The 12,914-nt window shown below is 32.3% G+C and carries 11 protein-coding genes and 1 pseudogene; 2 read left to right on the forward strand and 10 right to left on the reverse strand.

The genetic code is table 11. The annotated features are described in order from the left end of the window. From B2G86_RS12465 to B2G86_RS12490, 6 genes are all read right to left on the reverse strand, one after another. A partial coding sequence (locus tag B2G86_RS12465) for a fatty acid desaturase (RefSeq protein WP_241837752.1) occupies positions 1–853 on the reverse strand: 853 nt, incomplete at its 3' end. 349 nt (positions 854–1,202) lie between these two features. Beyond that, positions 1,203–2,279 (reverse strand): M42 family metallopeptidase, encoded by a 1,077-nt coding sequence (locus tag B2G86_RS12470; protein ID WP_078358514.1) that lies wholly within the window; start codon positions 2,277–2,279, stop codon positions 1,203–1,205. Between the two features lie 108 nt (positions 2,280–2,387). Further along, positions 2,388–2,975 (reverse strand): YdeI/OmpD-associated family protein, encoded by a 588-nt coding sequence (locus B2G86_RS12475; RefSeq protein ID WP_078358515.1) that lies wholly within the window; start codon positions 2,973–2,975, stop codon positions 2,388–2,390. Between the two features lie 102 nt (positions 2,976–3,077). Further along, positions 3,078–3,815, reverse strand: a complete 738-nt coding sequence (locus tag B2G86_RS12480) for a GTP pyrophosphokinase (protein ID WP_078358516.1) — start codon at positions 3,813–3,815, stop codon at positions 3,078–3,080. Between the two features lie 541 nt (positions 3,816–4,356). Continuing rightward, entirely contained in the window at positions 4,357–5,682 is a 1,326-nt protein-coding gene (locus tag B2G86_RS12485) for a 6-phospho-alpha-glucosidase (protein WP_078358517.1), read from the reverse strand. Positions 5,683–5,706: 24 nt separating this feature from the next. Beyond that, positions 5,707–7,284: an alpha-glucoside-specific PTS transporter subunit IIBC gene (locus tag B2G86_RS12490; protein WP_078358518.1), complete on the reverse strand. Its 1,578-nt coding sequence runs from the start codon at positions 7,282–7,284 to the stop codon at positions 5,707–5,709. A 150-nt stretch (positions 7,285–7,434) separates the two neighbouring features. Between B2G86_RS12490 and B2G86_RS12495 the strand changes: the two genes are divergently transcribed. Continuing rightward, the gene (locus B2G86_RS12495) at positions 7,435–8,184 is read left to right on the forward strand and encodes a MurR/RpiR family transcriptional regulator (protein WP_078358519.1); all 750 of its coding nucleotides are present in this window, start codon (positions 7,435–7,437) and stop codon (positions 8,182–8,184) included. A 41-nt stretch (positions 8,185–8,225) separates the two neighbouring features. Continuing rightward, the gene (locus tag B2G86_RS12500) at positions 8,226–9,179 is read left to right on the forward strand and encodes a 2-hydroxyacid dehydrogenase family protein (protein WP_078358520.1); all 954 of its coding nucleotides are present in this window, start codon (positions 8,226–8,228) and stop codon (positions 9,177–9,179) included. 198 nt (positions 9,180–9,377) lie between these two features. Here B2G86_RS12500 and nagE read toward each other — a convergent pair whose 3' ends face one another. The 4 genes and pseudogenes from nagE to B2G86_RS12520 form a co-directional block, all read right to left on the reverse strand. Next, positions 9,378–10,865: an N-acetylglucosamine-specific PTS transporter subunit IIBC gene (gene nagE, locus B2G86_RS12505; RefSeq protein WP_078358521.1), complete on the reverse strand. Its 1,488-nt coding sequence runs from the start codon at positions 10,863–10,865 to the stop codon at positions 9,378–9,380. Positions 10,866–11,128: 263 nt separating this feature from the next. Beyond that, the gene (locus B2G86_RS12510) at positions 11,129–11,485 is read right to left on the reverse strand and encodes a zinc ribbon domain-containing protein YjdM (RefSeq protein ID WP_078358522.1); all 357 of its coding nucleotides are present in this window, start codon (positions 11,483–11,485) and stop codon (positions 11,129–11,131) included. 90 nt (positions 11,486–11,575) lie between these two features. Further along, positions 11,576–12,163: a DNA-binding protein gene (locus B2G86_RS12515; protein WP_078358523.1), complete on the reverse strand. Its 588-nt coding sequence runs from the start codon at positions 12,161–12,163 to the stop codon at positions 11,576–11,578. A 13-nt stretch (positions 12,164–12,176) separates the two neighbouring features. Then, positions 12,177–12,914: pseudogene (locus B2G86_RS12520) on the reverse strand (ABC transporter permease); the annotation flags it as partial.

Below are 12,914 nucleotides of genomic sequence, written 5' to 3' on the forward strand. Positions count from 1 at the left end.
GATGTAATGGTGGTGTCTTTTCATGTGCTTGTTCTAATTGATAGTTTGGTATTCTTGGGCTTAAGTGATGCACATGGTGGTAGCCGATATTACCAGTCATCCATTGTATAACTTTAGGCAATTTATAATAAGAGCTACCTTCTATAGCTGCTTTTACATAATCCCATTCAGATGACTCTTCAAAATAAGCATCTTCAAATGTATGTTGAATATAAAATAACCAAATTCCTAACATTCCAGCTATAAATAGCATTGGTAGGAATACTAGCATAAATGGAACGGCTCCAACTAAGAAGAACATACCAACATAGAATGTTAGTAATACGATATTATGAATCCAAGTATTACGTTTTTCTTTTGGTTTAGCATCTTTTGCGTTCATTCTATTAGAAATAAACAATAAGAATATAGGACCTAGTATAAACATTACAAACGGATGTCTATACATACGATATTTAAATTGAGTAAATTTCGAAGCATCATGATACTCTTCAATCGTCATAACCCAAATATCACCAATACCACGTTTTTCTAAATTACCACTACTCGTATGATGAATAATGTGTTCTCTACGCCATTTTTCATACGGGAAGAACGTCATAAGTCCAGTTATGTTACCTAATAAATCGTTATTCTTTTTCTTACTTAAAAATGATCCATGACAACAATCATGGAAGATAATGAATGTTCTAATTAAAAATCCCGAAGCCAAAACGCCACAAATCAACGACAATGACCAATGTAATTGATAACTTAAGAATCCTACTACTACAAGTGCTATTAACGGAATTAATGTATTTATTATTTGTATTGTACTTTTCTTTAGATTGTTATTTTCAAATGGCTTTACCATTTTTCGTAGCAACTTCTTCTTCTCTTTTTCGATAATTCTCCACGTCCTTTTATTCAATAAATATAGAAAAAAGAAACACCTGAACGAATCAAATACTTCCATCTCTAATACTTATGATATAGCATAACAAGACACTTTACAATTAATATCTATTTCAAAAAAGTTGAATTCAATCAAGAAATATTGTTTTATTTTAATAATAATTTATTACTTGGTCATAATACTTGATGTAAAGCCTGTTATTAAAGGATTTATGCTATAACTTTTTTATTGGTCGCGATGATTATATAAAAAAGGCTCAAAAAAAGACCGAAACAAATTAATTGTCTCAGCCTCTCACTTTTTCTATTTACCACATAATATCTTTTACTGTATCGTCGTTTAATGCTTTTACGATTTCTGCTACTAATTTTACTGCGTTTAAGTAGTCTTCTTTATGAAGAATCGATACGTTTGAGTGCATATAACGTAATGGTACGCCTATTGAGATTGTTGGTGTACCTTCGTTTGCAACGTGAATACTACCTGCGTCTGTTCCACCGCCTGTAATATTATCCCATTGTACGTCAATCCCTTTATCTTTTGCTACGTTTTTAACGAATTTTCTAAAGCCAACGTGACCAATATTCGTTCCATCCATTAATAATACAAGTGGACCTTCACCTAGTTTAGTTTCATGATCTTGACCTTTCATTCCAGGTGTATCATATGCAATTCCAACGTCTACTGCGATTGATAAGTCTGGTTTAATTTTATTTGCTGCTACTTTCGCACCACGTAAACCGACTTCTTCTTGTACTGTCGCACCTGATACTAAATTAATACCAAGTTCATCGTTTTTAAGTTTATTTAATACATCAACACTTAATGCACAACCAAAGCGATTATCAAATGCTTTTGCTGTTAAATAGTTGCTATCACCTAGCTCTTCAAACTCTGAATATGGCGTAACCATGTTACCTATTTCTACACCTAATTTTTCTACCGCTTCTTTACTACCAACACCTAAGTCAATAAACATTCCTTTCATATCTACCGGACTTTTACGTTCTTCTGGCGTTAATACATGTGGTGGTTTAGAGCCTATAATACCTCTTAATTCTTTACCGTCATCTGTAGTAACTGTAACTTTTTGAGAAAGCATTACTTGGTTCCACCAGCCACCGATCGGCGTAAATTTAATATAACCATCTTCATCGATACGTGTAACCATAAATCCAATTTCATCTAAATGTCCTGCGATTAAAATTGTTTTAGAACCATTTTTAGCATTCTTCTTCCCGAAAATGCCCCCTAAATTATCTTCTACAATTTCATCACTTACAGGTTCTAAGTATTCTCTCATCTTAGCTTTAACATTATACTCATATCCAGATATACCATTAATATCTGTGAGTGTTTTTAATAATTTTACTGAATCTGCCAATTTAAATCCCCCTTAAATGTAGTCAACACTTTTATAATATCACGCTCTTTATAAAATGTATCTTAGAAAGGATTGATTTAATTGATTTTTCAGTATTTTTATACATTATCATTCATCATTTAGACCTTTTCCGTCGAGAATATGATCAATATATTTTTCAACTCGACTCATACGAGTAGTTTCCCGCTTCGCTTGGCTAATATAGTAAATATATTGGCGTTGTCGTCCAGGCGTTAAATTATAGAATGCTTCTTTTAAATTTTTATTTTGATTTAATTGTTCTTGAAGTTCTACTGGCATTTCATATTGTTCTGTCTTTTTTAATTCAACTTTAGCTCCTGATTTTTCAAGTTCAATAGCTTCAACAACATAATCTTTAATCATCTCTCTTTGTTCTTTAATTTCTTCAACGTTAGTAAACCTTAATTGTCTAGCTGCTTGTACATTTTTTGTTTGTTGTATTAATAATTTATGAGGATCTTTTAATAATGTTCCTTTATGAAATAAAAGTGCACAATACTCTTTAAAGCCATGAATGAGCACCACATTCTTACCTTTTAATGTGTAACAAGGATGCATCCATTTATAATCTTCTTCTAGCTCACACTCACGAATAATTTCTCTTAGAAGTTCAAACTCTGCTTTCCATTTCTTCTCTCTTTGCATAAAAGCTTCAACTTTAGGATGTCTATCCATGTTCCCCACTCCTTTAATCTATAATTGTTTATTTAAGATTATAATACATTATGAAAATAAAAAAGAGGCAAGACCATTACGATGACCTACCTCTCACTCTTATTATTTATCTATTTTTAATAAATGATCCGTGTCATCGTGATAAATTTCATCATTCATTTCTTGCATTTTTTGTTCTACATTTGTAATTTCAATTGAGCATTCTTTTAATTTTTCTTGGTATTGCTCAGTTGAAACGTGTGTATTCTTATATCTTAGCTTATGTTCTAAACTCGCCCACATGTCCATACCTATCGTGCGAATTTGAATTTCAACAGGTATTACTTGCACACTTTCCGCTAAAAACACTGGAATAGATACAGCTATATGCAAACTTTTATAACCATTTAATTTAGGATTCTCGATATAGTCTTTTCTTTTTAATAGTTTGACATCAGCTTGTCTCAGTAATAATTTTTCAATAGTATATACATCTTCAAGATAATTACAAACTACTCTCATCCCCGCTATATCTTGAATATTTTTCTTTGCCGAATCAGCATTTAAAGGGAACCCTTTACGTCCTAACTTTTTAATTAAACTCGGAAACTCTTTAACACGCTTTTCCATATGATGAATCGGATTATGCTTATAAGCAACTTGAAATTCATCATCTAAAATTTTCAACTTAGTACCAATTTCTTCTAAAGCAGCAGCGTAATTATGTTGTAATTCAATAAAATTAAAAAGTTCTTCTAAAGCTTGTTCAGATGATTGTGCATATTCAATTTCCCCTAGATTACTAGTGAATTCCTTCTTTAATTCCGCTAAATTGATAGTTGGCTTTCTCTCTATATACATAGATATTCTCCCTTATATTTTTAAATAAAAATATATAACTCTTGAATTAATTATATCACTTAGAAGATTTCTATTAAAGAAAGATGGTATGGGAAAAACGGCTGAGTTAATCTACAACTTTGACCATCTCTTCGATTAACTGCCGAGTTAATCTACAACTTTGGCCATCTCTTCGATTAACTACCGAGTTAATCTACAACTTACGCCATCTCTTCGATTAACTGCCGAGTTAATCTACAACTTACGCCATCTCTTCGATTAACTACCCAATTAATCTACAACTTTCACCATCTCTTCGATTAACTAACGAGTTAATCTACAACTTACACCATCTCTTCGATTAACTAACGAATTAATCTACAACTTTGGCCATCTCTTCGATTAACTAACGAATTAATCTACAACTTTGGCCATCTCTTCGATTAACTAACGAATTAATCTACAACTTTGGCCATCTCTTCGATTAACTCCTATCTCACTCCTCATTTTTACTTTCAAAACAGAAAGCTGAGACAAATTAATTTGTCTCAGCTTTTTCAAATCATTTCAGTTCTGGCCAATAGCCTTTGTTTGCTTCTATTAGATCGTCTAATATATCTTTTGCTACGGATGCACTTGGTACTGTTCGAGATAATGTGAGTGCTTGCCATAATTTCTGATAAGATTGCTCTTCATAAGCTTCAACAGTCAATTTTTCTACGCCTACTTGTTGTTCCATTAAACTTTTTTGAAATCTTGGTATTTCTCCTACAGATAATGGTTCTGGCCCTTCACTACCAACTAAACATGGTATTTCAACCATAGCTGTTGGTTCAAAGTTTGATATAGCGCCTTTATTTTCAACAATCATTAACATTCTTTCTTTTGTGTTAAATGCAATTGCTCTGGCTAAGTCTACGATATAAGATGCATGTTCATCTATTGTTAGCTCTGTTCCTTCTGCAGTTCCTTTTTCAATAATATTTTTACATTCTCCAAATACAAACTTTTCTCTTCCTGCCATTACTTCATTCGCTCTTGTATAGTCTTTGTTTGAATGTTCTACTACATAATCTGGGAAGAAGTAATATTTCAAATATGTGTTCGGTAATGTATCTTTATCTAATGCTTGAACGTCCCGTGCTTTTTTAAATGTATCATTCCAGCTTGCTTCTTGTTCCATTTCACTGCCCGTATCAGTTGAGTATCCAAACTTTTCTACGTGTTTAATGATACTAGGCATTAAGTCTTTACCTGATTTATCTCTAATATCTGTCCACCAACCGAAGTGATTGAGCCCATAATATTTAACGACCATTTCTTTTCTAGATTCTAAACCAATATTTGTAGCCATTAATTCTTCAATTCCTATTGGCATATCACAAATATTTAATATTTTTGAATTTGGTCTTAGTTTTCTAGTTGCTTCTGCTACTATAGCAGCTGGATTTGAATAATTGAGCATCCAAGCTTCTGGAGAATACTTTTCCATATAATTAACAATTTCAAGCACCCCTGTTATTGAGCGCATACCGTATGACAAGCCTCCTGGTCCACATGTTTCTTGACCAACAACACCATGTTTTAGTGGAATTTTTTCATCTTGTTCTCTCATTGCATATTTACCTACACGGATATGTGCCATCACAAAATCTACATTTTCAAATGCTGTTTTAGGATCTGTACTTGCTAATAATTTAACACCTGGTGCTCTTTCATTTAAAAGTATTTCGCAAGCGTCAGCTATAGTTTGTTGTCTTTCTCCATCATTATCATAAAGTTTAATTGTATCAATTGGAAAATCTTCTAAATGATCTAATAACATTAATATAATACCTGGTGTAAATGTACTTCCGCCGCCTGCTACTGTAATATTAAATTTCTTCATTATTCATGACCTCCAAATTTTTGTTTAAATCATTGTTTCAAATGAATCTCTTACTTGTGGCACACTTAACCCAACAATAACTTGTACGTTCGTACCACTTTTCGCAACACCATGTGCCATTTGGTTATGTGTGAAATAATCATTATCTTTTACTAGATCTGCATCATAAACGGTTACTCTTAATCTTGTCGCACAATTTGTTACATCTTTAATATTCTCTTTACCACCTAGACCTTCTAAGAAGTAAATGGCTCTTGTATCATATTCAGATGCATTGTTATCAAGATGCGTATCTGCACTACCTTTTTTAGATTTATAATCGTCTTTTGTATACAGTTTTGCGTCACCGTCATCAGCAACTCGTCCAGGTAATGGAATATTGAATTTCTCTATAATAATTTTAAAAACAAAGAAGTAAATGACAACAAATATGATACCGATAATGAATTGTGCCACATAAGTACTGCCATGGTTAGAGAACAATGGAATCCAGTTAATTGCAGCAAGTTCTATTGCGCCACCACCTTGAATACCAACAACACCGAAGAGATACATAATGGTAACCATCGTTGCACCTAACAATGCATGAATTAAGAATAAGTATGGTGCTATAAATAAGAATGTAAATTCTAAAGGTTCGGTAATACCAGCGAAAATTGCAGTCAATCCAGCAGGTAATACAAGTGCTAAAACTTTTTTCTTATTTTCTTTAGGTGTTGAAGCATACATTGCTAAAGCAATACCTAAACAACCGAACATTTTAATGTTACCTTGTAACAAGAATCCATATGGATATAATTCTTTAAGTGATTTTGTAGAATTAGAGAATTCTGTTAAATGTTCAATCCAGTAAGGTTTCAAGCCACCATTCACAACAGCTGGACCGTATTCAAACGGTGTGTAAATGAAGTGATGTAATCCTGTTGGTATAAGAATTCTTTCTAAGAAATGGAACAACCAAACTCCAACAAATCCTGAATGTAGCATTACGCCTTGTAATGATGCGATACCAGTTTGAACTGTCGGCCAAACTGTACAAACAATAAAAGCAATTGGGATCATAACAAAGAATCCAATTATAACGACGAATGGTAACCCTTGGAAAATACCAACCATTTCAGGAAGCTTTTTATCATAGAAACGATTATGTATCCAAATAACAATTGCTGATATGAAAATTGCACCGATAATACTTGTATCTAAAGTTTCAATTCCAGCTATTTCTTTAACACCTGTTAAATTTTCAACACCTTTTGATAAATCTACTCCAAAAGTTTTTGGCCAAAGTGTTAATATAGAATTTATAAAATTGTTAAATACAAGATAAATCATTAATGCAGCTAATGTTGCTCTACCTTGTGCTTTTTTAGCTAGTGAAATCGGCAATCCTATTACAAAAGCTAATTCCATATGATCAAATATCGTCCAACCACCAGCTTCAATTATGCTCCAAATTTTAAACCACATTGTTCCTTCATTTGCTATATCACCCATAATATTTGGATTTTTAAATAAAGTTGCAAATCCTACAACAATACCAAAAAATGCAAATAGCAATACCGGAACAATCATGGCACTACCAAATCGTTTAATTGCATTCATATATTAGCCCCTTTTCTGTATCAAGTTAACTCCACAATATAGGAAGCGCTTACATTTTCCAATAGGTTTGACGTAAATAGAAATCACATAGTAAACTTAGATTATATTTTCATAATACGAAAATATTTTCACTTCGAATGGAGGATTATAATGATTTTGGATAAACTGATTAATGAGCATTACCAACGACTTAACGATAATGATATACATATCATACAAATGATTAACCAAAATATTCACTTGATTCATCGCTTAAAAATTCAAGAAATAGCTGATCTATCACATACTTCAATATCTTCTATCCACCGTTTAGCTCGCAAATTAGGATTTGATGGCTATAGTGATTTCAAAGCTTACATTAAACTAAACAAACAAATTTCTAAACCATCTAGCGATATCATAGAAAGTCTCGAGCAAGATTTACAACAATCAATAAAGCACTTAAAAATGATTGATTATGATTATATAAGTGAACAAATTGATAAATCACCATACATCTATATATATGGAACAGGTGTCGCACAATTAAATGTCGCGAGAGATGCACAACGTCATTTTCTTTCTATTAATAAAAGAGTAATGGTCATAAATGATGAAAGTGAACTTAAAATTTCTATGAATCAAATGAAAGAAGACGATTTAATATTTATCATTTCTTTATCTGGTGAAACACCACATCTTAAAGAGAATATTGAAATTATGCATACACGTAATATCAGCTACATTTCTCTTACAACTTTAAAAGACAACTACTTAGCACAAAATGCACGCTACAATATATATGTAAACAGCTCACCAATAGAACTCTACAATCAAGTTTCATATTCAAGCTTTTTACCCTATCATATAGCTTTTGAAATCATCGTACGCAAATTCAGTGAATGGAAAATGTTACACTAGGGTATAGCTAATATATATTAAGATTTGTAGGAGGTAGCAACATGAAAAAAGTATTCATAACAGGAGAAATACCAACTGAAGGCTTAAATTTATTAAAAGAACATTTTGAAGTAGATGTATTTAAAGGGGACAAATTAATCACAAAAGAAACATTACTTCAAAGTGTACAAGATGTAGATGCAATTATAAGCCCACTATCTACTAATATAGATAAAGAAGTAATCGATCAAGCATCTAACTTAAAAATCATAGCAAACTATGGCGCTGGATTTAATAATATAGACGTTAAATATGCTAGAGAAAAAGGCATCGATGTTACAAATACACCAAAAGCATCAACAAACGCAACAGCAGATTTAACAATAGGTATAATGCTCGCTGCTTCTAGAAGAATTGCTGAAGGAGACAAACTATGTAGAACTACAGGTTTCAATGGTTGGGCACCTTTATTCTTTAGAGGTAGGGAAGTCTCCGGTAAGACTGTCGGTATAGTAGGACTAGGTGAAATTGGTTCTGCAGTAGCCAGACGTGCCAAGGGATTTGACATGAATATACTTTATACAGGTCCAAACAAAAAACCAGACAAAGAAGCATCATTAGGTGCCACTTATGTCAGTCTAGATGAAATGTTAGAACAAGCAGATTTCATCATAATTAATGCAGCATACTCAGAACAATTACATCATTTATTCAATAAAGATGCTTTTGAAAAAATGAAAGAAACAGCTTATATTATCAATGCATCACGCGGACCAATTGTAGATGAAAAAGCATTAGTAGAAGCACTAAAAGAAAAAGAAATCGAAGGCGCTGCATTGGACGTATTTGAGTTCGAACCAAAAATAACAGATGAACTTAAAACAATGGATAATGTAGTACTTACACCACATATCGGAAACGCTACATTTGAAGCAAGAGATGAAATGGCACGAATCGTAGCAAACAATACAATTAAAAAACTACAAGGAGAACAACCAGACTTTGTAGTGAATTAATGTTGAGATAAGAAGATTTTTTTAAAAAAATGAGATAAGAAAATCGCACGATATCGTCTGAGTCTTCGTGCGTTTCGGCATCCTTAGAGTCCTATTAAATTCCAATATTTTTACTTATCTCTATCTTCCTCTCTTCCAGTAAAAAAATCACAAAAAAACTGCCGGCAAAGTTCCCTACTTTGTCGGCAGTTTCATAATTTATTGATTATTTTGTTGCAGTTGCAATAATTCATCTGCTGTAAATTGTACATCTGTTCCAATTATAATTTGGATGTTTTTATCGCTTATAACTTTATTTCCTAGTGCACCTGATTTTTTGACTTTTTCTAAATCTACTTTACTTGTGTCTTTTAAAGTCAATCGTAATCTTGTCGTACAATGATCTATTACTTCGATATTGTCGTTTCCACCTATAGCTTCGTAAATAAGTTGTGTTTTATTAGAAACTTTTGCTCCACTATTGTTTGCAGTTTGATCATCGCCTTCTTCTACAAGACTTGGATCTTGTTTAGCCGCTTCTTCCATCAAACCGTCTCGTCCAGGTGTTTTCAAGTTAAATGTACGTATAGCAAAGTCAAATACTAAGAAGTATACGACACCCATTATTAGTCCAAGTAACAATAACATGAGTGGTTTATTAGCTATTGGAATACTTAAGCTTAATAAATAGTCAATCAATCCTGCACTAAATGTAAACCCTGCTGTCCATTGGAATGTTGCTGCAATGAACATAGACACACCAGTAAGTACGGCATGTATACCGAATAACAATGGTGCTGCTACTAAGAATGAAAATTCTAATGGTTCAGTGATACCAGTAACGAATGAAGCAATTGCTGCTGTTATCATTAAAGAACCAACTACTTTTCTGTTACGTTTTTCAGCATTTTTCCAAATTGCTAATGCTGCTGCTGGTAAACCGAACATCATAATTGGGAATAAACCAGCTTGATATCGACCAGTTACACCTTGCTCGCCATTACTTGACCAGAAATTAGCGATATCATTAATACCTGCAATATCAAACCAGAACACTTGGTTTAATGCATGATGTAAACCAAATGGTAATAATAAACGGTTAAAGAATCCGTATAAGCCAGCACCAAATGGTCCAAGATGAGCTATCATCTCACCGAATGCAACTAAACCATTATAAACTGGTGGCCATATAAACATAAGTGCTATTGAAATAACCAACATTGCTGCTGCTGATAAGATTGGTACTAAACGTTTACCACTAAAGAATGCAAACGCTGTTGGTAATTTTGTATCTTTAAATCTGTTGTAAATTGCTGCAGTTACTAAACCACAAATTATCCCGATAAACACATTGCTAATACCTGTAAATGCTAAATCTACTTTATCCTCCGCAACATGTAATACTTTCGCCATAGACTCTGGCTTTAAAACTTCTGTAACAACTAAAAATGATACAAGACCACTAAGTGCAGCTGCACCATTTTTATCTTTAGACATCCCAAACGCTAACCCGACAGCGAATAGTATGGGTAAATTGTTAATAACAGCTAATCCACCATTTGCTAAAAAGTTAGCAACACTGTTTCCTTCTCCGTTAATTGCTCCCGAATCAATAAAAGATGCTATACCTAACAATAATCCTGCAACCGGTAAAATTGAAATAGGTAGCATAAGAGACTGTGCAAATTTTTGCATATAAGCCTTCATGTATTTTCCCCCTAAAATTATTTGAAAACGATTTCTATATACCATATTTACCATAAAATTCATTATATGTACATAACAAATTAATTTTCGAAATTCTTAAAAAAGTCTATTAATTATTATATTCTTTAAATATTCAACTAGTGATATTAATTTATAAATAAAGAATATTAGAAAGTATAAACTGATTTAACAACATTCTTATACACAAAAAGACTAAGGATGAGACAAATTAATTGTCTATCTTCAGTCTTTATTAAATAAATCTACTTACTTACTTTTTTAACTACAGATGATTTCAGCCCTATTTGACCGAATCCTGGTATTTTACAATCGATATCGTGTCCATCTTCTGGATCCACTAATCTGATACCTTTTACTTTAGTTCCTTGTTTGATTGAATTTGAAGATCCTTTAACTTTTAAGTCTTTGACTACTGTAACAGTATCTCCATCTTTTAATTCGACGCCATTTACATCTTTAATGATTGCTTTGTCAGCGTCTCCTGATTCTTCTCCATTAGCCGTCCATTCATAGTTACACATTGGACAAATGTATGATACACCATCTTCATAAGTGTATTCTGAATCACATTTAGGGCAATTTGGTAATGTAGCTTCCATTTCTCAACCTCCGAGAGTTTATAATAACCTCTATAATTTACCATAATTTCACTCATATAGGTATTTAATCTATAAATATTTTTAATTAAATTAAGGCTTCATAATGATATATGAAGTAATTTTTTTAATCTTAGAATCTTTTTTATGATTTTCAAATTCATATATTTCAGCAAAGTGTATTGTTTCACCTTTTTGATTTATTATCGTCCCATGAGTAGAAGCTTCTTTGCCATGTGTGAGCATTGATGCTATTTCTAAACTTGATACTTTTTGTAAGTGCTCATTTATTTCTTCTATAAATGCTGCTTTACCATTTAATTCAAATTCTCCCGGGACTATCCATATAAAGTCATCAGCTAACCATTCGTTAAGGTAATGTTCATCTCCAACTACAGATGCAATTACAATATCCCGGACAATTCGTCGTTTAGGCGCATTATCACATTTCAAATCACCGAGAACTGTAAATTCCAAGTCGCGTAAATCAGCGTCTAACTTACTAAATGACATGCCTTGTTCATTCAAAGCTTCTTTTAAAATATTTATAGCTTTAGGACCAACACCGTGTAATTTTGATAAATTATGATCGTCTAGTTTAGAAACTTGTTCCAAAGTTGTTACATTAATCTTATCTAAAGCATTCGTCGCCGGTTTACCTATTTTCGGTAAATGTGTCATCTTGGTACCCCCTTTATGAAATGTCTTTACGATTAAATCCGATCAACCCTACAATAATCAAAACGACTGATATAACGATTAATATACTTATACCCGAAAAATCCATTTCTTCTACAGGAATTTCAGGAATATGTTGAAACGGTGTTATATTTTTTAGCCACTGTTTAATATTTAATAACTGCCCTAGATATACAACAAAAAATGTATAAGTTAAATATAAATACACAGCAAAATGCCATTTATTCACCCATCCTAAAAGCAGTACACCTAATGACACAAAGGATATTATCGCTGGCACATGAACGATTCCTGCCTTTATTATTGTCCAAAATTCAAAAGGATCCTTTAAAACGAAAGCTTGTGCTACATACATACCTAATGCTGCTAAAAATATCATTAAAAATGAATTAACCAATGATACTAGCAGATAACTGCTTAATAACTTCATTCTAGAAACTTTTTTGGATAAAATATTTTCAATTCTATGTGTTTGTATTTCGTTTTTAATTTTGTAGAGACTTTGCAAAGCTGGAATAGTTGATACTATTGCCATAATAACCATTAGTGTTGGTAAAAAGGATTCTACATAATCATCACTATTACTCGAAAGCATTTGCTGTAACATTTCATTGCTCTTAATAAAATCATCTAATTCTCCAAAAATCGACCCATAAGATGCCCCAAATATAAACATGCCTATTGCCCAGGAAATTATTCCTACTTTGTACAATTTTAATTGCATTCCTAATGG

Origin of the sequence: Mammaliicoccus fleurettii, from assembly GCF_002018435.1 — a bacterium.
In the GTDB taxonomy this organism is placed as follows: Bacteria; Bacillota; Bacilli; order Staphylococcales; family Staphylococcaceae; genus Mammaliicoccus; species Mammaliicoccus fleurettii.

Coding starts and splice junctions, on each gene's coding strand:
- B2G86_RS12490 (WP_078358518.1), bottom strand. CDS start 7,284: ATGAATGCAATTAAACGATTTGGTAGTGCCATGATTGTTCCGGTATTG.
- B2G86_RS12475 (WP_078358515.1), bottom strand. CDS start 2,975: ATGGATAGACATCCTAAAGTTGAAGCTTTTATGCAAAGAGAGAAGAAA.
- B2G86_RS12480 (WP_078358516.1), bottom strand. CDS start 3,815: ATGTATATAGAGAGAAAGCCAACTATCAATTTAGCGGAATTAAAGAAG.
- B2G86_RS12485 (WP_078358517.1), bottom strand. CDS start 5,682: ATGAAGAAATTTAATATTACAGTAGCAGGCGGCGGAAGTACATTTACA.
- nagE (WP_078358521.1), bottom strand. CDS start 10,865: ATGAAGGCTTATATGCAAAAATTTGCACAGTCTCTTATGCTACCTATT.
- B2G86_RS12510 (WP_078358522.1), bottom strand. CDS start 11,485: ATGGAAGCTACATTACCAAATTGCCCTAAATGTGATTCAGAATACACT.
- B2G86_RS12515 (WP_078358523.1), bottom strand. CDS start 12,163: ATGACACATTTACCGAAAATAGGTAAACCGGCGACGAATGCTTTAGAT.
- B2G86_RS12495 (WP_078358519.1), top strand. CDS start 7,435: ATGATTTTGGATAAACTGATTAATGAGCATTACCAACGACTTAACGAT.
- B2G86_RS12500 (WP_078358520.1), top strand. CDS start 8,226: ATGAAAAAAGTATTCATAACAGGAGAAATACCAACTGAAGGCTTAAAT.